Annotated in this window: 21 protein-coding genes and 1 pseudogene; 11 read left to right on the forward strand and 11 right to left on the reverse strand. The window is 72.1% G+C overall.

Features of this window, described 5'->3' with window-relative positions; translation table 11 throughout:
• On the reverse strand, positions 1-332 hold a 332-nt coding region (locus ACFWVV_RS35360; RefSeq protein ID WP_384357871.1), incomplete at its 3' end, for an MFS transporter.
• A 446-nt stretch (positions 333-778) separates the two neighbouring features.
• Here ACFWVV_RS35360 and ACFWVV_RS35365 point away from each other — a divergent pair.
• Positions 779-1,810, forward strand: coding sequence for a CPBP family intramembrane glutamic endopeptidase (locus ACFWVV_RS35365; RefSeq protein WP_384357873.1), 1,032 nt, complete (start codon positions 779-781; stop codon positions 1,808-1,810).
• An 81-nt stretch (positions 1,811-1,891) separates the two neighbouring features.
• Here ACFWVV_RS35365 and ACFWVV_RS35370 read toward each other — a convergent pair whose 3' ends face one another.
• Complete coding sequence (locus tag ACFWVV_RS35370; protein WP_384357875.1) at positions 1,892-2,533, reverse strand: TetR family transcriptional regulator; 642 nt, start codon at positions 2,531-2,533, stop codon at positions 1,892-1,894.
• Positions 2,534-2,655: 122 nt separating this feature from the next.
• On the opposite strand from ACFWVV_RS35370, the gene ACFWVV_RS35375 reads away from it, so the two are divergent.
• Both ACFWVV_RS35375 and ACFWVV_RS35380 read left to right on the forward strand, forming a co-directional pair.
• Positions 2,656-2,802, forward strand: a complete 147-nt coding sequence (locus ACFWVV_RS35375) for a hypothetical protein (protein ID WP_384357877.1) — start codon at positions 2,656-2,658, stop codon at positions 2,800-2,802.
• 111 nt (positions 2,803-2,913) lie between these two features.
• Entirely contained in the window at positions 2,914-3,207 is a 294-nt protein-coding gene (locus ACFWVV_RS35380) for a DUF4190 domain-containing protein (protein ID WP_384357925.1), read from the forward strand.
• Positions 3,208-3,278: 71 nt separating this feature from the next.
• Here the strand turns inward: ACFWVV_RS35380 and ACFWVV_RS35385 are convergent, their stop codons facing one another.
• Both ACFWVV_RS35385 and ACFWVV_RS35390 read right to left on the reverse strand, forming a co-directional pair.
• Positions 3,279-4,658 carry an esterase-like activity of phytase family protein gene (locus tag ACFWVV_RS35385; RefSeq protein ID WP_384357879.1) on the reverse strand — a complete coding sequence of 460 codons (1,380 nt, stop codon included), beginning with the start codon at positions 4,656-4,658 and terminating at the stop codon, positions 3,279-3,281.
• A gap of 170 nt (positions 4,659-4,828) precedes the next feature.
• Positions 4,829-5,695: a hypothetical protein gene (locus tag ACFWVV_RS35390; RefSeq protein ID WP_384357881.1), complete on the reverse strand. Its 867-nt coding sequence runs from the start codon at positions 5,693-5,695 to the stop codon at positions 4,829-4,831.
• Between the two features lie 362 nt (positions 5,696-6,057).
• Here ACFWVV_RS35390 and ACFWVV_RS35395 point away from each other — a divergent pair, with 362 nt between their 5' ends.
• Entirely contained in the window at positions 6,058-7,395 is a 1,338-nt protein-coding gene (locus tag ACFWVV_RS35395) for a cytochrome P450 (protein WP_384357883.1), read from the forward strand.
• A gap of 39 nt (positions 7,396-7,434) precedes the next feature.
• Here ACFWVV_RS35395 and ACFWVV_RS35400 read toward each other — a convergent pair whose 3' ends face one another.
• The 3 genes from ACFWVV_RS35400 to ACFWVV_RS35410 all read right to left on the reverse strand — a co-directional run bounded on the left by ACFWVV_RS35400 (position 7,435) and on the right by ACFWVV_RS35410 (position 10,015).
• A complete protein-coding gene (locus tag ACFWVV_RS35400) occupies positions 7,435-7,692 on the reverse strand; it encodes a hypothetical protein (protein ID WP_384357885.1) in 258 nt (85 codons plus the stop codon).
• Between the two features lie 748 nt (positions 7,693-8,440).
• Positions 8,441-9,073, reverse strand: coding sequence for a DedA family protein (locus ACFWVV_RS35405; protein WP_384357887.1), 633 nt, complete (start codon positions 9,071-9,073; stop codon positions 8,441-8,443).
• A gap of 192 nt (positions 9,074-9,265) precedes the next feature.
• Positions 9,266-10,015 carry a TetR/AcrR family transcriptional regulator C-terminal domain-containing protein gene (locus ACFWVV_RS35410; protein ID WP_384357889.1) on the reverse strand — a complete coding sequence of 250 codons (750 nt, stop codon included), beginning with the start codon at positions 10,013-10,015 and terminating at the stop codon, positions 9,266-9,268.
• 236 nt (positions 10,016-10,251) lie between these two features.
• On the opposite strand from ACFWVV_RS35410, the gene ACFWVV_RS35415 reads away from it, so the two are divergent.
• The 3 genes from ACFWVV_RS35415 to ACFWVV_RS35425 all read left to right on the forward strand — a co-directional run bounded on the left by ACFWVV_RS35415 (position 10,252) and on the right by ACFWVV_RS35425 (position 12,847).
• Entirely contained in the window at positions 10,252-11,226 is a 975-nt protein-coding gene (locus ACFWVV_RS35415) for an ATP-binding cassette domain-containing protein (protein WP_384357927.1), read from the forward strand.
• Positions 11,219-11,974, forward strand: coding sequence for an ABC transporter permease (locus ACFWVV_RS35420; RefSeq protein ID WP_384357891.1), 756 nt, complete (start codon positions 11,219-11,221; stop codon positions 11,972-11,974). The genes ACFWVV_RS35415 and ACFWVV_RS35420 overlap by 8 nt, the downstream gene beginning before the upstream one ends.
• Before the next feature lie 327 nt (positions 11,975-12,301).
• Positions 12,302-12,847 carry an EF-hand domain-containing protein gene (locus ACFWVV_RS35425; RefSeq protein WP_384357893.1) on the forward strand — a complete coding sequence of 182 codons (546 nt, stop codon included), beginning with the start codon at positions 12,302-12,304 and terminating at the stop codon, positions 12,845-12,847.
• 92 nt (positions 12,848-12,939) lie between these two features.
• On the opposite strand, the gene ACFWVV_RS35430 is transcribed toward ACFWVV_RS35425, so the two are convergent.
• The 3 genes from ACFWVV_RS35430 to ACFWVV_RS35440 are packed head-to-tail and all read right to left on the reverse strand — an operon-like array spanning position 12,940 to position 16,246.
• Positions 12,940-14,664: an AMP-binding protein gene (locus ACFWVV_RS35430; RefSeq protein ID WP_384357895.1), complete on the reverse strand. Its 1,725-nt coding sequence runs from the start codon at positions 14,662-14,664 to the stop codon at positions 12,940-12,942.
• Positions 14,661-15,974, reverse strand: coding sequence for a cytochrome P450 (locus tag ACFWVV_RS35435; protein WP_384357897.1), 1,314 nt, complete (start codon positions 15,972-15,974; stop codon positions 14,661-14,663). The genes ACFWVV_RS35430 and ACFWVV_RS35435 overlap by 4 nt, the downstream gene beginning before the upstream one ends.
• Positions 15,971-16,246 carry a phosphopantetheine-binding protein gene (locus ACFWVV_RS35440; RefSeq protein ID WP_384357899.1) on the reverse strand — a complete coding sequence of 92 codons (276 nt, stop codon included), beginning with the start codon at positions 16,244-16,246 and terminating at the stop codon, positions 15,971-15,973. Before ACFWVV_RS35440 ends, ACFWVV_RS35435 begins: the two co-directional genes overlap by 4 nt.
• Positions 16,247-16,335: 89 nt before the next feature.
• Here ACFWVV_RS35440 and ACFWVV_RS35445 point away from each other — a divergent pair, with 89 nt between their 5' ends.
• The 4 genes and pseudogenes from ACFWVV_RS35445 to ACFWVV_RS35460 all read left to right on the forward strand — a co-directional run.
• A complete protein-coding gene (locus tag ACFWVV_RS35445) occupies positions 16,336-17,064 on the forward strand; it encodes an SDR family oxidoreductase (protein ID WP_384357901.1) in 729 nt (242 codons plus the stop codon).
• Positions 17,065-17,303: 239 nt separating this feature from the next.
• Positions 17,304-17,525, forward strand: coding sequence for a hypothetical protein (locus ACFWVV_RS35450; RefSeq protein WP_384357903.1), 222 nt, complete (start codon positions 17,304-17,306; stop codon positions 17,523-17,525).
• A 174-nt stretch (positions 17,526-17,699) separates the two neighbouring features.
• Positions 17,700-18,089: a hypothetical protein gene (locus ACFWVV_RS35455; RefSeq protein WP_384357905.1), complete on the forward strand. Its 390-nt coding sequence runs from the start codon at positions 17,700-17,702 to the stop codon at positions 18,087-18,089.
• 328 nt (positions 18,090-18,417) lie between these two features.
• A pseudogene (locus ACFWVV_RS35460) lies at positions 18,418-18,528 on the forward strand (DUF4232 domain-containing protein); the annotation flags it as partial.
• Positions 18,529-18,788: 260 nt separating this feature from the next.
• Here the strand turns inward: ACFWVV_RS35460 and ACFWVV_RS35465 are convergent.
• Positions 18,789-21,038, reverse strand: a complete 2,250-nt coding sequence (locus ACFWVV_RS35465; protein WP_384357907.1) for a catalase — start codon at positions 21,036-21,038, stop codon at positions 18,789-18,791.
• Positions 21,039-21,095: the final 57 nt, after the last annotated feature.

Genomic DNA, 21,095 nt, shown 5'->3' on the forward strand with positions numbered 1-21,095 from the left:
ATGCCGAAGAACGCGCCGTGGGCGAGTGAGGCGACCACCCGGCCGACGACCATCACCGAGAAGGTGGGGGCGAGCGCGGACACGACGTTGCCGACGACGAACAGGCCCATCAGAAGCATCAGCATGTTCTTGCGGGAGATCCTGGTGCCCAGAACGGTCATGAGCGGCGCGCCGAACATGACGCCGAGCGCATACCCGGTGACCAGGAATCCCGCAGTGGGGACCGACACCCCGAAGTCCGCGGCGACATCGGGGAGCAGCCCCATGATGACGAATTCGGTGGTGCCGATTCCGAAGGCCCCGATGGCGAGGGCCAGGAGTGCGAGGGGCATGGGAGCACCCTTCCGAGATACATAGCGTGAGCGGCTTACGAGCGAAAACAATAGTTGCAGACGCCGACTAATGCAAACGCTCCATAATTGGGAGAGCGGTCCCGGCCCGCCAAACCCGCCGCGCGACGGGCCGTGCTCGCCACGAGGGCCAGGCCGAGCATCACCACCGCAGACAGCGGTCCCCGCACGGGCGGGCGGGACCCTTGGTCTCCGGCCGGCGCGCTATAGCCTGTCCGGGCCGCGGAGTTGCCGCCGTGGACGGCGGTCGGACCACGCGGCGGTGCCGCTCGGCGCCGGCGCTCGGCTCCCACGCTCGTCGCGGTGCCGCTCGCCGCGGTGCCGTTCCGCCGCGGTCCAACGTCCGGGCGGACGGGACTCGTTCCCCCGGCCGTCCCCGGTCTTCGCGCGCACCCGCATCCGCCGCACCTCACGAGAAGGCACTCCGCATGCCCGACGCACCCTCCGGCTGGCCCCCGCCCCCTCCCGGCTGGGCGGCCCCCGCCGGGCCTCCTCCCGACCCGGGTCCGACCAGTGCCCCGCCGGGGTCGCGCTACGACCAGCAGGCCAGGAACGGCAGACAGAACCGTTTCGGCAGGGCCGTCGAGATCTCGATGGTCCTGCTCTTCCTGGTGGTCGCGGTGGTCGCCGTCCTCGTCGTCTGCGAGGTGCTGGCACTCGGGTTCGGCATCGAGTCGGCCGGCCCGGACAGCGAGCAGCTGTACGAGGAACCCCTGGCGGACCAGGCGGCCGCACTGCTCTCCCTCGCCGTCGCGATCCCCGCCGTGCTGCTGGCCGTCCGCTGGTTCGGCCACCGCCCACCGGGCACCGTCTCCTCGGTCACCGGCCGGCTGCGCCTCGGCTGGCTCGGCCGCTGCGCCCTGATCGCCTTCCCGCTGATGGCTCTGCAACTGGGGCTGCTGCTCCTGTGGGCCTCTCTCACGGAGGAGCCCGGCGGCCCCGACGCCGCGCCGTCGGTCGAGTTCGAGGGCTGGCCCGTGCTGCTGCTGAGCCTCGCCGTACTCTGGGCGCTGGTGCCGTTCCAGGCCGCCGCCGAGGAGTACGTCTTCCGCGGCTGGCTCGTCCAGGCCTTCGGCGCGTGGCTGCGCAACCCGTGGCCGGGCATCGTCGTCGCGTCGCTGCTGTTCGCCCTTGCCCACGGCTTCGGCCAGCCGACCGGATTCGTGCTGCTCCTCTACTCCGCGCTGTGGTGGGGCTGGCTGACCCTGCGTACCGGAGGACTGGAGGCGAGCATCGCGCTGCACACCGCGAACAACGTCCTGACCTTCACCGTGGCCGCGGCCCTCGGTGAACTGGCCGACACCGGAACGGCGGCCGACGCCCCCTGGCAGGCGCTCGTACTGGAACTCGTCTTCGCCCCGGCCTACTGCCTCCTGGTCGCCCGGTCGGCCGCCCGCAGGGGCATCGCCGACCGGACACCGGACGACCGCCCGGCGGCACCCCTGGTCAAGCCGGTCTGACGGGGCTTCCGGCCGGGGGCTTCGACGCCGCACCCGTCACTGCGGCGCGTCCCCTCGCCGAACGTCACGCTGCCGTACGACTCACTGCCGTACGTCGAGCCAGTGGCGGCGGCCCAGGCTGACCAGCCGCAGCTGGCGGCAGGCCAGTTCGGCGGTGGTCTCCTCCTCGCCGGGGCCCGCCTCCAAGAACGCGGAGGCGGTCATGACCATGTGGTCCACATAGACCCCGGCCAGCATCACCAGGTCCTCGCGCGACCAGCCCGCCGAGTCCGGCAGAGCACCGAGCGCGTCGGCGACCTCCTCCGCGAACAGCCGCAGCTGGGCCCCGATGGCCTCCCGTACGGGCCGCACCCCGCCGTGCCGCTCGCGCGCGACGAACCGCACATGGGCAGGAGCGGACCTGACGAGGTCCGCGATCAGCCCGACGGTGAGGGCGATACGGGCCTCGCTGTCGTCGGCATCGGGGGCGGCCAGACTCGCCCGGATCGCGTCGTGCAGACCGCCCAGCGACGCCTCGACCAGGGCGACGCCCAGTTCGGCGGTGTCCTTGAAGTGCCGGTAGAACGCGGTCGGGGCGAGCCCCGCCGACCGGGTCACCTCGCGCAGGCCGAGACTGCTCAGACTCTGGTGCTCCAGCAGCCCGAGAGCCGCCGCCATCAACGTCTGACGGGTCCTCAACTTCTGGGCCTGGCGGACCCCCGGGGCGGCTGCGGTGTGACTCATGTCATCCAGTAAACAGTCGTTCTCCCAAGAAGGGAAGCATGGAGCTGTGATTCAGTGGACAACTGTAACCACAACTGTTCACTGAACCCATCAACTCCCACTCCCTCGCGAGGTGTTCAGCCGTGATCGCTCTCGTCGCCGTCCTCCTGCTCCTGGGCGTCCTGCTCGGCCCGGTCGCTCATCTGCCCGTGCCCATCACGCTGACCGCTGCCGGCCTGATCGGCTGCTGGCTGCTGATCTTCGCCGTACGGGAACGCCGTCACCGCTGATTGCCCGAGGAACCCGACGAACCCGACGAACCCGAGGAAAGCGAGGAGTCGACCATGCATCTCACCGCCTCCACCGACCGTACGGACCGCACGGACCGCGCCGACACCGGTATGAGGGATGCCGATGCCCACGCCCGTGACCAGGGCACCGACCGCCGCCGCGTCGGACTGCGCGACGCGGACGGCATGGCCGTCGCCGCCTTCGTGCTCGGCCTGATCGGACTGCTCGTCATGAACATCCTGCTGGGACCGGCCGCCCTGGTGCTCGCCACCCTCGCGCTGCGCCGCGGTACCACCCGCCGTTTCCGTGCCTGGCTCGGACTCGGTCTCGGATTTGCCGACCTGGTCGTCCTCGCGACCGTCGTCGACGTGAGCAACACGGTCTCCTGGAACTTCGGCGGCTGAAGCGGCTGAAGCGGCTGAAGCGGCTGAAGCGGACGAAGTGGCTGAAACAGCTGAAACAGCTGAAGAAGCCGTCAGCGCACCGGCCGCGGCAGCCGCACCCGTACCAGCGTGGTCTCGACGCCGCTGTCGACCAGCCGGCCCTTCGCGTCGAACGCCTTCGGGCCGTCGGTCATGCCGAAGTCGTTGTCATTGAGCAGTACGAGGGTCGAGGAGCCCTCGACCGCGATGCCCTCGATCTTGCCGGGCACGCCCTTCACCGTGTTCAGGTCCACCACCAGCCGCTTGGACAGCACCGGCACACCGGCGGCGGCCGGGTTCTCCAACTGTTCCAGCGAAGGCTTCGTGGCGGACTCCCAGCGCGAGCGCAGGATGTCCGCGGACCTGCCCAGCCGCACCTCGTACAGCCGTGTCGACTTGTCGGTCCGTTCCTGCACCAGCAGGCGGTCCCCGCCGAGTGCGACCAGTGCGGAGATCTTGAGCTCCGAGGTCTTGGTCTGGCCGGGCTCGACGACACCGACCGCGTCGAACCGGTACGCGTACTCGGCGGTCACCCGGTTCTCACGCGGCGAGAAGCGCAGCAGTCGGGTGTTGCGGGAGTTCTCCCCACCGGCCTTGTCGGGGTTGAGCAACGGGCTCTGCAGCCCGAGCACCAGGTCCCCGCCCGGCAGCAGCGCCAGCCCCTCGAACCCGCGGTTGACCTTCCGCTTGAGGAACACCGCCGGCAGCGACTCGACCACCGGGTAGCCGGCGCCGGTCAGCTTCAGCCCCTTCGGCACGTGACGGGCCAGCACCCGGCCACGCGGGGAGACGTGCACCAGCGAGGGCCCGTACTCGTCGACCAGCCAGAAGCTGCCGTCCCGGTCACGGACGAGGCCCTCGGTGTCCAGACCGTTCACGTGGTAGGGGAGCGGGGTGGCGGCCTTGTGGTCGTACGGGGCCTCGTCGCGGCCCGCCTGGTTGGGCAGGCCGGTGACCGGTGCGCCCCGCGAGGTGGTGAGCGGTATGGACTCCAGGAACCGGATCCGGCCGCCTTCGGTACGGATCTTCACGATGGCCGGGTTGAACCCGGGCACGGGGAAGGTCCGCCGCTTCTCCTTGCCCACCTCGATCTGTCCGTTGGGGCCGCGGTCGGTGACGGTCCAGTACTCGCCGTGCCGGCCCGCCGGGAACAGGTCGCTGCCGATGCCGCCCAGGTCGACCCCGCGGTCGTTTCCGACGCTGCCGGGCACCAGCCGGTTGCTGAAGGCGCCCAGCGGAATGTCCGGCAGGGTCGAGGTGGAGACGACCTTGGCGGCGTGGCCGTGGTGGTGGCCGTGGCCGTGGTGGTGGCCGTGACCTTGGGGGTGCCGGGCCTGGGTCGCGTCGGCGGTCCCCACGACCGTCGTGAGCGCGAGCACGGTCGACAGCGGCAGCACCACGGCGGCGGGCCGGCGCAGGAGACGCGGATTCATCTGAACTCCCTCGTACTGAGCACATGGTGGGCTCCCATGGCTGCGCGCCCATGATCCGCACCCCCGCACAACACGGGACGACTCGTACATGACGGCAGGGCGAGTCGCCGGTGAACGCACGAATGCGCGACGCCGGAGGCGGCCCGCCCTGCCGCCCCGTGCCCCGGCGGTCAGTAGCGGTCGAGGATCAGTTGCGTCTTGAGGATGTCGCCCCGGTACAGCCACCCCTTGGCGTCGGCGACCGCGACGGCCTGCTGGTGCAGCTCGGCCGCGTCGGTGCGCGAGTCCGTCTTGAACGACAGCTCGACGACGTACTCCGTCCCTGTACCTGAGGCCGCGACGACCGGCAGCACCTCGATGCTCGCGTCGTCGGAGGCGCCCCAGGCACCGCCGTACACCTTCGCGGTCACCGGACCGTGGGCCCGCGAGGACCCGAGCGTGCTCGCGCCCCAGCCGCCGGACTTCCAGTCCTTCAGCTTGCCGGGAACGTCGTTGACCAGCCAGTTCTGCCCGGTCTCGCTGGAGGGCAGGGTGGTGCCGGGGTAGTTCGACGCGCTGCGCTTCTTCTCGTGGGAGAAGCTGAGGGTCTGCTTGCCGTAACCCCAGTCGACCTCGGCCTTGTACGTGGTGTCGGCGCTGCTGAAGCCGGCCGCGTTTGCGGTGTTCAGGGCGGCATCGATATTGCCGTCCGTGATGGGGAACCGCTTCTTGTACGTCTCCTCGAACGACGAGCCGTCCTTGTGGCGCAGGCGCACGCTCCACCCCTCGGCGTCGAGCGCCCGGTCGTCGGTGTCGTAGTAGCTGTACGAACGGGCCTTGGCGGAGCCGGTGATGCCGAAGGCCGACCGGACCGCCGCACTCGGCGCACGGGACGAGTCGAGCGCCGCCGCCGTGAGGTTGATCTTCACCTCGTAGGAGGGGACGGCGTTGGCCGCGGCGTGCGCGGGGGAAGCGGGGGACAGGAGGGCGGCGGAGACGGCGAGGGCGAGCACCGAACCGACGGCGGCCGGGCGCGCGGCCCGGGAGGTGGAGGTCATGCGCCGATGATCACGGCTGGGGATGAGATCCGGATGGCCCGCGGACGAGGGCGCGGTGAACCCGGGGCATCGAGCGGCACCCGGCCGGGGCCAGCGGGAAGATCGGCGGACGGCGGCGGGGGCACCGACTGCGGTCGTCTGCGGCCGGGTCGAGGCCAGAGGGGGGTGCCCACGGTGGTCACCGGCGGAGGGGTTGCGGTCAGTGGCGAGGGCGTCCACCGTGGGCACCCGCGGCAGGGCAGAGGTTTCACCGGCCGTGCGGGAGCCCGTACATTCCGTGGTGACAGTGCCCGGTGCGGGAGCTGGGAGATACCGCGAATGGTCGGCGGCCCAGGGTCGGCGGCCCACCTGGAGGCGTACCCATGGACACCGAAACGGCCGACGCGGCCCGGCGGAACCCGGACACGGCCCTCCGCCCTGTCCCCGAGGCAGGGCCGGACCTCCTCGCACGCTGGCAGGCCGGCGGTGGCGAGCTGGTCGAGCTGCTGGCACAGGTGCGCGAGCAGTGCGGTGGTGTCGCCGCGTTCCGCACCGGTCCGGCCCCCACCGTCCTGGTGACCGACCCGCAGGCGGTCCAGCACGTCCTGGCCCAGCACCCGGACCGCTACACCAAACGTTCCCACCGGGCCCGCCTCCTGGTCGGCGACGGCGTTCTCGCGGCCACCGGCGAGGAGTGGAAGCGGCAACGCCGCTTGCTCCAGTCCCAGTTCACCGGCACCGGAATGCGCCGCTACGAACACCGGATCACCGCCGCCGCCCGCGCCACGGCCGCGCGCTGGCAGGAGTACGCCCGCAGCGGGCAGACCTTCGACGTCGGTGACGAGATGCGCCACTACGCCCTGGACGCCATCTGGCGGGCCCTGACCGGCCATCCGCTCGACAAGCGGACCGCACAGGAGCTGACGGCGGTGAACGCCGTGGCGGAGGTGCTGCCCTCGCTGCCCGCCGACGCCACCCGCGCCCGGGACGCGGTGGCCGCCGAGCTCGACCGGATCGACGCGCTGGCCCACCGCGCCATCGAGGCCGCCCGCAGCGGTACCGCGGGCCCCGAAGGCCCTGGCCTGCTGCATGTACTGACCGATGCCGCCGCCGCACACCCGGAGTACACCGACCGGTTGATCCGCGACGAGTTCGTCACGCTGCTCGCCGCCGGACACGAGACCACCGCTACCACGCTGACCTGGCTGTATCTGCTCCTCGACTGGAATCCCGCCGCCCGCGAACAGGCTCTTGCGGCCGGCGGCGAAGGTTCGGCAGCACGACGGCAGGCCCTGCAAGCGCTGGTCCACGAGACCCTGCGGCTGTACCCGTCCGCGTGGCTGCTGCCGCGTCACGCCACCCAGGACGACGTGGTCAACGGCTTCGCCATCGAGGCCGGCACCGACGTCCTGGTCTGCCCGTACCTCACGCACCGGGACCCCGGACTGTGGCCGGAGCCGGAGAGGTTCGACCCCCGGCGCTTCACCACCCCGGGCGGCCGCCCCGCCCAGCAGGGCGCCTACTACCCCTTCGGGCTCGGCCCCCGCACCTGCGTCGGCCTGCAATTCGCGCTCAAGGAGTCCGTCGCCCTGCTCGAACACCTGCTGCCCGCGCACACGCCGGTGTTCTCCGCCACCCCCACCGGGGCGGTGTACGGCATCACCGTCCGGCCCGCGGGTCCGGCCCCCGCGACTCTGGCGGACGCCGGCCCGACCTCGTGACAGGGGCCGGGCCATGCGCCCACCCGTAGGCGGAACCGGTCAGTGGGCCACCCGGGCGGACAGTCCGTAGTCCAGCTCCCGTCCGTCGACGAGCAGCGCCTCGACCGTGCGGGTGGCCGGGTCGATGTCGGCGACCATGCCGTTTCCGGCGTAGCGGGGATAGCCCGACGAGCCCGTCTCGCCGGTCGCCTCGACCACGGCCGAGCGCACGGCCGCGTTCTCGGCGGTGGCCGTGCCGCCCCCTTCGATGTGTTCGGGAACCAGCAGGACCGTGTACTGCGGCGGTGGTGTCGTCATGGTCCGTCATTCAAGTGCCTCGGGGCCGTGCACGCGCGTCAGGCACGCGGGAACGGCCGGCTCGGGTACACGTCGGTCCGGTGCCGGCCGGGGTACGGCGAGGAGCTGTACGACGCCGTACGGACCTACGCGGGCCAACCGCTGCGCACCGTCCTGGAGATCGGTGCGGGGACCGGCAAGGCCACCCGGTTGTTCGCCGGGCACGGGGTCCGGGAGTACCAGCTGCTCTACGCGGCGGCCGCGCTGCACTGGACACGGCCCGAGGGACGGTGGTCGCGCACGGCCGCGCTGCTGGAGCCGGGCGGGGTGTTCGCCTCGTTCGGCGGGCCCGTCGAAGCGGCCGACCCGGCCGTGCGGGAAGCCGTACGCGCGGCGCGGGACCTGCTCCCGCACCGGGTCCGGCAGCACCAGGTACGCGGAGACGGTCGAGAGGTGGCCGACGTACTCGCGGGCACTCCACGGCGCGGAGGCCCGGGCTCTGGTCGGGCGCGCAGCAACCGTACGGCCGGGCGTCGTACCTGTGCGGCCGGGCGTAGAACTTGTTCGGCCGGGCGTCGAATGTGCGCGGCCGACGGGCAGCGCTCGTGCGGCCGATGCGGAGCACCCGGGTTGAACCTGCGCTCCCGGTCAGGGCTTTCCCGGCCAGGGTCTTCCCGGCTCGGGCCGTCCGGCTCAGGCTGTCTCGCCCCGGGTCGTCCGGCTCAGCCTTCCGCCGCTGCTCAAGCCTTCCGGCCCAGGCTTCCACCGCTCAAGCCCGCGTGGCGGCTGGGCCCTTCCGGAGGGCGACGCGGCCGCGCACCATGCGTACACCCTCGTGCAGCAGGGTGATCGAGAAGGCCAGCCCGAGCCCCACCGCCACGCCCAGCAGCGGCTGGTCCTCGAACGCGGCGCCGCCCAGGTAGCCGAGGCAGCCGGAGTAGACCGCCCAGGTGCTCGCGGCGATCGCGTCGTACCGGGTGAAGGAACGGCGCGGGAAACCGGTGGCCCCGGTGGTCAGCGTGGCGGCGGTGCGGCCCCCGGGGATGTAGCGGGCGACGACGAGGACGAGCCCACCGCGCTCCTGGAGCAGCGTGCCCACCCGTGCGTACGCCTTGTGGGTGCGGCTGCCCGGGGTGAGGCGGGCGAAGATCTTCCTACCGGACCTCACCCCGATCGCGTACGAGATGTGGTCCCCGGTGAACGCGCCGAGAGCGGCGACGAGTATCACCAGCGGCAGCGAGGGGTCCCCGGCCGAGGCCGCGAACACGCCGAGCGTGATCACCAGGGTCTCGCTGGGGACGACGGGAAAGAACCCGTCGAGGGCGGCGATGGCGAAGAGCACCACGTAGACCCAGGGGGTAGTGACGAATCCTTCGACGGCTTGGACGATCGCATCGTTCATGGTCACCACCGTAGGAATTGGCCGGGCCCCGGTCGGCGGACTTTCGGCCCCGAACACCCCCCACTTTGGTGGGGGTTGAGACGTCGCGAAGATGCGGGTTCCGTAGGGGACGCAGGGGGGCCGGATCTGTGCTCGGCGCCCCCGGACCGTCGCCGCCCTGGTCCCGGGCGGGGTCGGGCCGGGATCCCGCACTCAGCCGCCGGACCGTCGCCGCACCAGTACCTCGACCCCGTCCAGGATTCGTTCCAGGCCGAACTCGAAGTCGTAGTCGGGCTCGTCGGGAGCCTCCATCTCGCGTGAGTGGAGCAGCCTGCTGACAGCGGGGAAGCGCTCCGGGTCGGTGACCTTGCGCAGCAGTCTGCTGTAGCGGGCGAGGGACTCCTCGACCGTCACGCCGGAAGCGCGGTAGGTCTCCGTGAGGTCGGCCAGCAGCATCGTCTCGTTCCGCAGGAAGCCGGTGACGAGGGTGACCACCGACACCTTCTCGCCCTCGCTCAGCCCGGTCGTGGCCAGCGTGGCGAGTGCCCGCTCCATCCACTGGACCTGACGGGGCGTGGCGGGCGGCCCGGAGACCGGAATCCGCAGGACCCACAGGTGCTCCCGGTAGAGGCCCCGGATCAGGAACGCCCAGAGGGCCAGCCCCTCCCGCCAGCCCAGGTCCGCGTCGAAGACGGGTGGTTCGGGCGTCACGGCCTCGACCATCAGCGGGTACAGCTCGTCCTTGGCGGCGACGTACCGGTACAGGGACATCGGCGAGGACCCCACCTGCTTCGCGATCCGCCCCATCGAGACCGAGGCGATGCCCTCGGCGGCCGCGAGTGCGACGGCTGCCTCCACGATGCGGTCGAGCGACAGGGTGGGGCGGGGTCCCTTGGCCGGGCGCTCGCGCAGGCCCCACAGGGCTTCCAGGCTCGCGGGCATCCCCGTGGATCCTTCGTTCACCGACACCGCTCCTCTTCTGGGGGTTGACCACCATCCTAGATATGCGTAACCCTTACGCAAGTAAGCGTATGCCATACGCAATAGATGGAAGGTGCCTCGCTGTGCCCCCTGCGCCCACCCCGCCCCGCCCGCCCCAGGTGCCCCACGGCCTCGGCACCTCGCACGCCCCGGCCCCTGGAAACGCCTCCGCTGCGGGCCCCGCCACCACTCCCACCCCGCCCCCCGGCACCACTGTCCTGACCACGGGCCTCACGAAGTCCTACGGAAAGACCGCCGTGCTGCACGGCATCGATCTCGCCGTGCCGGCCGGGCAGGTGTTCGCGCTCCTCGGCCCCAACGGCGCGGGCAAAACGACCATCATCCGCATTCTCGCCACGCTCACCACCCCCGGCTCCGGCACCGTCCGCGTGGCGGGGCACGACGTCACCACCCGGGAGGGACGCCGCGCCGCCCGCCGGGCGATCAGCCTGACCGGACAGTTCGCGGCCGTCGACGAGGCGCAGACCGGGCGCGAGAACATCCGGATGACCGGCCGCCTGGCCGGACTCGGCCGGTCCGCGGCCCGGGAACGTGCTGACGAACTCCTCAACCGCTTCTCCCTCGCGGACGCCGCCGACCGGCGGGCCCGCACCTACTCGGGCGGCATGCGCCGCAGGCTGGACCTGGCCGCCTCGCTGGTCACCGACCCCACGGTGCTCTTCCTCGACGAGCCGACCACCGGCCTCGACCCGCGCAGCCGCCAGGAACTCTGGGAAATGGTGCGGGAGTTGCGCGCTCGCGGCACGACGGTGTTCCTCACCACCCAGTACCTGGAGGAGGCCGACCGGCTGGCCGACCGGATCGCCCTCATCGACGGCGGCCGCATCGCCGCCGAGGGCACCGCCGCCGAACTCAAGTCGCACGTGGGCGGCCACCGGCTCGACCTCACCCTCGCCACCCCGGCCGGCTACGCCCGCCTCGCCGCACTCGGCATCGCCGCCCACCACGACCGGGCCGCCCTCCTGCTGGGCATCCCCACCGACGGCACCGCCGTCCACGTCCGCCACCTCCTGGACGCACTCGACCCGGACGGCACCGACATCGCCACCTTCGCCCTGCACACGGCGACCCTCGACGACGTCTTCCTCGCCCTCACCACGACCGCCCCGGCCGCGACGACCACCGGGGCCACCACCGCCCCGGCCACCCGGACGGAGACCTCCCGTGTCTGACGCCCTGACCCACACCGCCGTACTCTCCGCCCGCTCGGTGCGCATCTCGCGGCGCAACGTCGACGCGCTCATCACCTCGATCGTCCTGCCCGTGATGCTGATGCTGACCTTCGTGGTCTTCTTCGGCGGCGCCATCGACACCGGCACTTCGTACGTCACCTACGTCGTGCCGGGCGTTCTGCTCCTGTGCGCGGGCTTCGGCGCGGCCTCCACGGCGGTCTCGGTGTCCGAGGACCTGAAGACCGGCATCGTCGACCGCTTCCGCGCCCTCGACATCGGCGGACTTCCCCTCCTCGCCGGCCATGTCGCCGCCTCGGTCGCCCGCAACCTGCTGGCCACGGCAGTCGTCCTCGCGGTGGCCCTGGCCATCGGCTTCAGGCCGCAGGCAGGCCCGGCGGGCTGGGCCGTCGCCCTGGGACTCCTCACCGCCTGGATCATCGCCGTCTCCTGGGTCTCGGCGGCAGCCGGCCTCCTCGCCCGCACCCCCGAAGCCGCCAACGGCTACACCTTCGTCATGATGTTCCTGCCCTACCCGTCGAGCGCCTTCGTCCCCCTGGACACCATGCCGACCTGGCTGCACGGCTTCGCCGAACACCAGCCGGTGACCCCGGTGATCGAATCCCTCCGCACCCTCCTGCTCAACCAGCCGACGGGCGGCACCCCGTGGGTGGCACTGGCCTGGTGCGGCGGAATCCTGGCGGTCGGAATGCTGCTGACGGGCGTGCTCTTCAAGAAGCGCACGGCGTGAACACCCTTAAGGCCCCCGTCACCCGTCGGCGGTGGTCACAGGCCGGCCGATAACCTCCAACGACCGCCGAGCGGCACCTAACTGGCTCTCGGGTTGCCCCACTTGGCGTGGTGTCACTTCGTTTTCGCCGCGCAGCCGTGTGACGTCGGAAAGGCCGGTTCGGTGGAGCGTGCCCGCCGAGGGGGCATCCCGTCCATTCCGGGCCTCGTTTCCTGGCTGGGTGCGGTCTGGGGTCGCGGAGGTGCGAGTCGTCCCAACTCCGCTGTGCAGTCAAGCGTGTACGCTACGTCACGTTGTGATCCATTTCCGTAGCAAGGAGCACGCTTCGTGGCCACTGACCTCTTGTCCCGCAAGATCGCCCGGCACTTCGACCTGATCGACACCAACGGCGACGGCAGGATCAGCCAGGAGGACTTCGACCTGATCGTTTCCCGGATGGGCAAGGAGTTCGCCCAGACGCCCGACTCGCCCAAGTACCGTGCGCTCAGCGACGCCTACCAGGCGCTGTGGCAGGGCATGCGGGAGGCACTCGACACCGACGGCGACGGTGCCGTCAGCCGTGAGGAGTACATCGCCGGGATGAAGGCCGACGCCGCGACCGGCGCCGGGTACCGGCAGCACATCCAGCCCGTTGCCAAGGCGATCATCTCCCTGTGCGACACCAACGGCGACGGCCGGCTGGACGGGGCCGAGCTCGCCAAGGCGCACACCGGTCTGGGCATGGGCGACGCGGACCACGTGGCCGCCATGGAGCGCATCGACCTCGACGGTGACGGTTACGTCACCGAGGCCGAACTGGCCAAGGCGATCGAGGAGTTCTTCCTGAGCGAGGACGCCAACGCCGGAGGCAACCACCTCTTCGGCCGGGTCTGACCTTCCCCGTCAGGATCTGCCCGCCGGGCCGATCCGACCCGCCCCGGCCCCGGGCGCACTGCCCGGGCCGGGGCGGGTGTACCCCCGGGGCCTCACCGCTGCGCGCCCACCGCCCCGTCCGCCAGCAGGTCGCGGACCAGGCCGCGTTGCCACTTGCCGCTCGTGGTGACGGGCAGCCAGCCCGGGCGCAGCGGGTGGACGTGGACGGAAGCCGTGCCCAGGCGTTCGGTGAGGGTGCGGTGGATCTGGCCGGCCACCTCGTCGGGGTCGCCGCCGGGCGCGATCTCCACCGCGACGGTAAGGCGTTCGCCGGCGGTGTCCGCGTAGGCGACGCACCGGCCCCGGTGCACACCGGGCAGGTCACGGGCCAGGCTCTCGGCGTCCTCGGGGAAGTGGTTCTGGCCGTTCACGACGATCATTTCCTTGCGGCGGCCGGTCACGAAGAGGTCGCCGTCGAGCTGCAGGCCGAGGTCGCCGGTGCGCAGCCAGGGTCCGTCGAAGGCGGCAGCGGTGGCCGCCGGGTCGCCGTAGTAGCCGGTGGTGACCGCGGGGCCGGAGATCTGGATCTCGCCCAACTGCCCCTTCCCGCACACCGATCCCGCCGTATCCACCAGCCGCATTCCCATGCCCAGGACCGGTCGGCCGACGCTCACCAGCGGTTTCGCCTTGGGGTGGTCGGACGGCACTTCGACCGCGAGTCCCTCGTCCGAGAGCCGCCGGCGGTCCACGTGGACGACGCGCGGCGCGGTGCCCGGTGCCGGGAAGGTGATGGCCAAGGTGGCCTCGGCCATCCCGTACACCGGGTACATCGTCGACGGGGCGACCCCCGCGGGTGCCAGCTGCGTGCGGAAGGCGTCGACGGTGGCGGCCCGGACCGGTTCGGCGCCGTTGAAGGCGAGCCGCCAGCGCGACAGGTCCAGCTCCGGCGCAGGCTCCCGGGCGGCCGCCGCCGCGAGCCGCTGGTAGGAGAAGTCAGGCCCGGTCAACAGGGTGGCGCCGGTCTCGGCCAGCAGCCGCAGGACCCGGCCGGGGCGCCTTACGAAGTCCAGCGGCGGGATCACGTGCACGCTGCCGCCCGCGAAGAGGACGGCCAACGGGCCGAACAGCCCCATGTCGTGGAAGTGCGGCACCCAGGTCACCATCACGTCGTCCCCGCTCATCCGCGCGGAGGCGGCGATCGCCCGCAGCCCGGCCAGCACGGTGGCGTGCGAGAGCATCACCCCCTTGGGGGCGGACGTGCTGCCCGAGGTGAACTGGACCACCGCGAGGTCCTCGGGCGAGACCCGCGGCAGCCGCCCGGCGGGGGAAGGGCCGGCTGACGACTCGGTGTCCACCATGGTCAGGGCGGGGTGCAGGCCGTGCAGGACCCGTGCCGTGTCGGCGCAGTCCGGGTGCACCACCAGGTGGCGCATCCCGGCCGCCCCGATCGCCGGGGCCAGCCGCTCGGCCTCCCGCTCGGGCGTCCCCGCGGTGGTCGGGAGCATGCTGGCCGCGGCCCCGGCTCGTACGATCCCCAGCAGGCCGACCAGCACCTGAGGACCCGTCGGGGACAGCAGCCCCACGACGTCACCGGGGCGTACGCCCGCTGCCACCAGCGCGTGCGCGAACCGCTCCGACGCGGTGTCCAGGCCGGTCGCGTCCAGCCGCTCGCCGGTGCGCGGATAGGTCATCGACGCCCCGGGTCCGAGCGCGCGTAGGGCGTCGCAGAGCGTGGGGGAGTCGAGCGCGGGGCGGTCGAGCGCGGGGCGGTTGCGCGCCGGGCTGTCGAGTGCGGGGCCGTTGGGCCACGTGGGGTTGTCGAGCGTGTCCATGGTCATCCAGAGATCCGGTCGAGCCGGGCCAGGAGCGGCGCGGCGGAGGTGACGGTGGAGCCGTTGTGCGAGACGTCGCCGATCGGGGGGCCGTCCGGCGCCGTGAGACGGAACTCCCGGACGAGGCCGGAGACGATCAGCTTCGTCTCCAGCGTGCCGAGGTGGATGCCGACGCAGATCCGCCGCCCGGCGCCGAACGGCGTCAGCGCGAAACGGCCGTGCCGCTCTCCTCCGGAACCCCTCGCGGAGCCCCCGGTGGCGCCCACGGAGAGGCGTTCCGTGAAGCGCTCCGGCCGGAAGGTGTGCGGATCGGCGAACACCTCCGGATCGCGCTGGGTGTCGGTGACCGAGTAGAAGACCTCGGTGCCGGCCGGGACCCGCGTGTCCCCCAGGTCGAAGTCCCTGCGTGCCGTGCGCGGCAGCCATGCGAGCGGCGGATGCAGCCGCGCCGTCTCGTGGAACACCGCGTCCAGGCGCGGCGCGGTCGACGGGTCGCCGCCCTCCGCGCGTACCGCCTCCTGTTCGTGCGGGTGGCGGGCCAGCAGCCACAGCAGGCGAGCGCTGAGGTACCCGGTGGTCTCGTACCCCGCGAGGATCAGGATGGCGAGGTGCTCGCCGATCAGCTCGTCGGGCGGCGGATCGGGCAGTGCGCGCAGCCGCCGCACGGGACCGTCCACGTCGTCGAGGCGGCCGACGGCGACGCGCAGCAGCTCGCGCACCCGGCGCCGTGCGCGACCCACCCGCCGGGCGGCGCGGTTGCCGCCCGGCGTACCCAGTTCCCCGGCGGGGGGCGTCCGCAACTCGCCGAACAGGGCGCGCAGTTCCGCAGCCTCGCCCTCGTCCATCCCGGCGAACAGCCGGGCCGCCACTGTGAAGGCGAGGGGCTGGGTGAAGGCGTGCAGATCCACCGGCGTGCCCCCGGGCTCGACCGGCGTGCTCCCGGGCTTGACCGGCGTACCCCCGGGCTCGACCGGCGTGCCCTCCGGCAACGCCCGTACGGCCCGGGCGAGCGAGTCCCTGATGAGGTCCTGATGGGCCGTCACCGCGCTCCGTCGCAGCAGGGGGACCAGTGCCTGGCGGCAGGAGCGGTGCCGCTCGCCGTCGAGGTTGAGGACACCTCGGCCGAACCGTCCGCCGAAGACGGCGTCCCAGCCCTCCGCGTGGGACAGGTCGTCGTCCCCGGCGGCGAAGAACCGCTCCGCCGCCTGCGCGCCGGCGAGGTGCACCCGCCCCTCGCCCACCGGGCACCCGGCGCCGTGCACGGCCGCACCCTCGCCACCCCTGGCCGCCGCGACGGTCACCGCTCCGGCGCTCACGGGCAGACGTCCTCAGTGACCACGAGCTGCTCCACGAGCGCGTTGACGGTCGCGGGCGTCATGAAGATCCGCGGATCCACCTCGTCCTCGATCCCGAACTCCTCCTCCAGCACCACCAGCAGCTCCACCCTGGCCACCGAGTCCAGCCCCAGCTCGGCGCTGAGGTGCTCGTCGCCGGTGAGCCGCAACCCGGCGAACTCGGGCCGCAACTCCCGTACCGCGTCCATAAGGACGGTCCGGACCTCCGACCTGGTCATCCGTCGCTCGCTCAACTTGCGTTTCTCCTCCGCCGATTGCCTGACCCCGGGAAATGCTACTCTACGCAACGTTTTGTCAACTCAATGTAGTCGGGTGGGGTCTGATGGGAAGTCTGACGGGACGTACGGCGCTGGTCACGGGCGGCTCGCGCGGAATCGGCCGGGCGATCGTGGAGCGCCTCACCACCGACGGCGCCCGGGTGGTCTTCGGCTACCACCGGGCCGAGGGAGCGGCCAAGGAGGTCGCCGCGGCCACCGGTGCCCATCCGGTACGTGCCGACCTGGCCGACTCGGCCGCGGTCGCCGGACTCTTCGCGGCGGCGGAACAGGAGACGGGCCCCCTCGACGTGCTGGTCGCCAACGCGGCGGTATGGCTGCCCCATTCGCGGATCGAGGAGGCGAGCGAGGAGGCCTACGACCGTGTGATGGCCGTCAACACGAAGGGCACCTTCCTCGCCCTCCAGCACGCCTCCACCCGGCTGCGCGACGGCGGCCGCGTCATCACCATGTCCTCGATCGGGGTACGCCGCCCCACGCCGGGCAACGCTGTGTACGCCGCCAGCAAGGCCGCGGTCGAGCAGTTCACCGCGGTGGCGGCCCAGGAACTCGGACCGCGCCGCATCACGGTGAACTGCGTGGCCCCGGGCGCCACCGACACCGAGATGCTGCGGCAGTCCATGCCGCCTCGGCTCCTGGAACGCGCCGCCCGCAACACCGTGTTCGGCCGCCTGGGCACCGGGGACGACATCGCGGGCATCGTCGCCTTCCTGGCGGGACCGGACTCCGGCTGGATCACCGGCCAGACCATCTCCGCCACCGGGGGGATGCTGTAGGAGCGCGGCTGAGGCCGGCGCCGGCGCCGTACACCTGCGGATGGGCGGTATGACGCCGTACACGTGCGGCCAGGCGGTACGGCGCCGTACACGTGCGGCCGGGCGCCCCCGGCCCCGTACACCCGCCGGCCGGTGCCATTGGCTCAGCCTGGCCCTGCCGGCCAGGGTCAGAGCACTCTTACCGCTGGTAGCGGCGGCCTGGCCCTACCCGCAGGGCCGGACCTGGGAGACTGGGGATCATGACCGACCCTCGACCGATCTCGCTGCCTGTCTTCTCCGAGCCCGCTTCCGACGCTCCCGTACCTGCCCAGGCGGGTGGGCGCCGGCTGATGCCCATCGCCCAGGGCGCCGACTTCCGCCAGCCGCCCGGCGAGACCGAGCCCGAGCCCGCACCCGCCCGGGCCCGACGTCCGCTCGCCCCCGGCGGCCTCACCTTCTCCGACCCGGACCGCCCTATCTGACCGTCACGGGTTGCCCCACGTCCAGGACCAGCTCACCACCTGGCCCCACGCCCGGTGTGCCGGCGCCTCCACCTGGACAGTGGTCGTAGACGGCCCGGCTCCCGCCTCGGATACCGTGTTCCTCTACGGGGTGCCATAACGGATGTGACGCCCCCCACCGGAGGTAGCCAGCGTATGAGCTCAAAGCGCAGCAAGAATCCAGCCCTGCCCGTACTTGACGACGCATTCCGACTCGAGTCGGTCAAGGACGCCGAGGAGTCCACCCGTGACTCGGTCGCGCGGCTGGCCACCGCCGAGCTGCGCCGCGTTTCCCACCCGGGCCGGGTCACCTGGGATGCCGAGCAGGCCGAGCCCGTACCGGCCCCGCCGACTGTGGTCGACGGTGACGGGGACCTGTGGCTGCGGGACCGGGGCAATGGCACTTGGACCATGCCCGAGTTCAACCCGAAGGAGTTCCCGGCCCGCTGTGGCGAGGTTCTGACGTGGGACCAGCTTGCCCGCGAATTCGGCCCGCTGACCGCACTGGCCGACGACCGCCGCGTCGGCGGCGGGCGGCGTCGCTGAGCGCGCAGCCTTCTGGGACGACCGTGCCCCTGAAGCGCCCGTTACGGGTAGCTGGGAGCTCCAGCTCACCGCCGAGCTCGACGATGGCGGCGAGCAGGTGAGCGTGGTGGGTGGTCACGATGTCTCCAGGCGGCAGCGGGATACGTCGTCGCTGTCGGTGGGGCCGGCGTGGAAGAAGCGGGTGCAGCTGAGTCCGGTCACCGGAGTGATGTTGAACACCGCGCACAGGTGCTGCGGGTCAGCGCCGTGACGGCGGCCTCTTCGAGGATTCGATCCTCGCGAAGTGGCTGGGCGGTGACCGGGAGACAGCGCACCAGCGAGCCGGTCGACCAAGTCGGTCGCCCTCGCCCGGCCCGGAACGGGCACGCTGCCCGTCACGGACGGTGCGGGCCAGCCCGTCACGGTCGGTCCGATCGGCAGCGCCGGCCAGGGCGGCTGACCTCCCTCCCGTCCAACGGTGCCGGTCACCGCGCTACAGCGCGCTGACTAGGCGTCCCCGCGCATCGGCGGGCTTCCCACGAGGCGTCCCCGCGCGCCGGCCGGGTTCCCGCGACCCGTCCGCACGCGCCGGCGGGGTTCCCACGAGCCGTGCCCGTGGGAACCCCGCATGTGTCGACCGGTACGGAGGAGTGACCCGCCGTCCGCAGTCGACGTGTGTCGGGCGCCGTGTGTCAGGCGCCCTGCTCCGGACGCCGCGTGTCACGCCCCGGCCGGGAACCGTTCCCAGACCCGGTGCTTCGCCAGCAGCCCGGTGATCGTCCGCAGCACATCGGCGCCCTCGTCGCCCAGCACCACGCCCGGCGCCAGGTCCGGTACGCCCGCCGCCTCGAGGACCGGCAGCGCACCGCTCCAGCCGCCGATCGCCTTGCCGTGCCGGTAGGCCTCGGAGACCAGCAACAGCACCCGCGGGTCGGTCGTCACCGTGGAGAGCTCGTCGGCCTTGGCGTCCCGCGCCCCGAATGCGTCCGCGCCGGCCTGCGGCGTGCCCGCCAGCAGAATCGCGTCGAACTCGATCGAGCGCGCGGTGGCGAACGTCCGCTGCACGGTGACCGGTTCGCCCTGCCCGTCGTCCAGCTTGCCGCCCGCCGGAGCGATCACCAGCGGAACCATGTCCGCGTCGAGCACGGCCTGACGTACGGCCCGCAGGCCCGCGAGGTCACCGTCGGCACCGGCCACGATCCCGATGATGCGGCCGTCCGTCGGCCAGCTGCCGCCGATCTGGGAGAGCGCCAGGCTGGGCTCGACGGAGGCGAGCGGTTCGGTGGCCTCCGGGGCCGGCAGGCCGAGTCCCGTCGCCACCTCCTGGCACAGCTCCGGGTCGATGTTGGCGAGGACCTTCAACGCCCTTTCCTTGATGGCCTGTTCGTAGCACTTGTTCAGCTCGAAGGTGTACGCGGCGATGATGTGCTCGCGCTCCACCGGCGTCATGCTCAGCCAGAACCGCCGCGGCTGGCTGAAGTGGTCCGCGAAGGTGGCCGGTGCCTCGCGCACCTTGCGGCCCGCCGCCACCGCCTGCGGGACCTCGACGTACGCCGAGACGTCCTCACCGGCCATGAACGGGCAGCCGCCGTCGACGGAGTTCGGCTTGTACGGCGCGGCCCCGCTGTGCACCGCGGTCTGGTGCATGCCGTCGCGCAGCATGTCGTTGACGGGGGCGTGCGGGCGGTTGATGGGCAGCTGGCCGAAGTTGGGGCCGCCGAGCCGGCTGATCTGGGTGTCCAGGTAGGAGAAGAGCCGGCCCGCGAGCAGCGGGTCGTCGGTGACGTCGATGCCCGGTACGAGGTGCCCGGGGTGGAAGGCGACCTGCTCGGTCTCCGCGAAGTAGTTGACCGGGTTCGCGTTGAGGGTGAGCAGACCGACGGGCTGCACGGGCGCCAGTTCCTCCGGCACCAGGTTCGTCGGGTCGAGCAGATCGATGCCCTCGAAGACCTGTTCCGGGTTGTCCGGGAAGATCTGCACGCCCAGTTCCCACTGCGGGAACGCGCCCGCCTCAATGGCGTCGGCGAGGTCACGGCGGTGGAAGTCGGGGTCCATGCCCGCGGTGATCTGTGCCTCCTCCCACACCTGGGAGTGCACGCCCAGCTTGGGCTTCCAGTGGAACTTCGCGAGTGTGGTGGCACCCTCGGCGTTCACCAGGCGGAAGGTGTGGACGCCGAAGCCCTCCATCATCCGGTACGAGCGCGGAATGCCCCGGTCGGACATGTTCCACAGGGTGTGGTGGGTGGCCTCGGTGTGCAGGGTGACGAAGTCCCAGAACGTGTCGTGGGCGCTCTGCGCCTGCGGGATCTCCCTGTCCGGGTGCGGCTTCGCCGCGTGCACGACGTCGGGGAACTTGAGCGCGTCCTGGATGAAGAACACCGGGATGTTGTTCCCGACCAGGTCGAAGGTGCCCTCGCCGGTGTAGAACTTCGTCGCGAAACCGCGGGTGTCGCGGACGGTGTCGGCGGAGCCGCGGGAGCCCAGGACGGTGGAGAACCGGACGAACACCTCGGTCTCCGCGTCCTTCGTCAGGAACGCGGCCTTGGTGACGCTCGCGGCCGTTCCGTACGCCTTGAACACACCGTGGGCGGCGGCCCCGCGCGCGTGCACGACGCGCTCCGGGATGCGCTCGTGGTCGAAGTGGGTGATCTTCTCGCGGAGGTGGTGGTCCTGGAGCAGCGTCGGCCCGCGCTCGCCGGCCTTCAGCGAGTGGTCGGTGTCGTACAGCCGGGCGCCCTGCGCGGTGGTCAGGTAGGCGTCCCGCTGGGCCACCACTTCCTGGTCGACACCGGTGGCCTCGCCGGTGGGGCTCACCGTGGCGGGGCCGCGCTGGTCCGGCTTGGGCGGCAGCGGCTCGCGCACCTGCGTCGGCTCGTCGAGCTGCGGCGGCTCGGGGGCGGGGCGGCCGGGGATGTCGGGGGTGGCGTCCGGGTTGTTCCGTACACCTTTGCCGGAGAAGGGGTTGTCCACGTCGATCCTTCGTGTCGGAGCTGGGCCGGACAGTACGGGAGCCCGGCCGGGGCGGGT

This window comes from Streptomyces sp. NPDC058663 (genome assembly GCF_042716745.1).
Lineage (GTDB): Bacteria > Actinomycetota > Actinomycetes > Streptomycetales > Streptomycetaceae > Streptomyces.

Coding starts and splice junctions, on each gene's coding strand:
- ACFWVV_RS35365 (WP_384357873.1), top strand. CDS start 779: ATGCCCGACGCACCCTCCGGCTGGCCCCCGCCCCCTCCCGGCTGGGCG.
- ACFWVV_RS35370 (WP_384357875.1), bottom strand. CDS start 2,533: ATGAGTCACACCGCAGCCGCCCCGGGGGTCCGCCAGGCCCAGAAGTTG.
- ACFWVV_RS35380 (WP_384357925.1), top strand. CDS start 2,914: ATGAGGGATGCCGATGCCCACGCCCGTGACCAGGGCACCGACCGCCGC.
- ACFWVV_RS35385 (WP_384357879.1), bottom strand. CDS start 4,658: ATGAATCCGCGTCTCCTGCGCCGGCCCGCCGCCGTGGTGCTGCCGCTG.
- ACFWVV_RS35390 (WP_384357881.1), bottom strand. CDS start 5,695: ATGACCTCCACCTCCCGGGCCGCGCGCCCGGCCGCCGTCGGTTCGGTG.
- ACFWVV_RS35395 (WP_384357883.1), top strand. CDS start 6,058: ATGGACACCGAAACGGCCGACGCGGCCCGGCGGAACCCGGACACGGCC.
- ACFWVV_RS35400 (WP_384357885.1), bottom strand. CDS start 7,692: ATGACGACACCACCGCCGCAGTACACGGTCCTGCTGGTTCCCGAACAC.
- ACFWVV_RS35405 (WP_384357887.1), bottom strand. CDS start 9,073: ATGAACGATGCGATCGTCCAAGCCGTCGAAGGATTCGTCACTACCCCC.
- ACFWVV_RS35430 (WP_384357895.1), bottom strand. CDS start 14,664: ATGACCATGGACACGCTCGACAACCCCACGTGGCCCAACGGCCCCGCA.
- ACFWVV_RS35445 (WP_384357901.1), top strand. CDS start 16,336: ATGGGAAGTCTGACGGGACGTACGGCGCTGGTCACGGGCGGCTCGCGC.
- ACFWVV_RS35450 (WP_384357903.1), top strand. CDS start 17,304: ATGACCGACCCTCGACCGATCTCGCTGCCTGTCTTCTCCGAGCCCGCT.
- ACFWVV_RS35455 (WP_384357905.1), top strand. CDS start 17,700: ATGAGCTCAAAGCGCAGCAAGAATCCAGCCCTGCCCGTACTTGACGAC.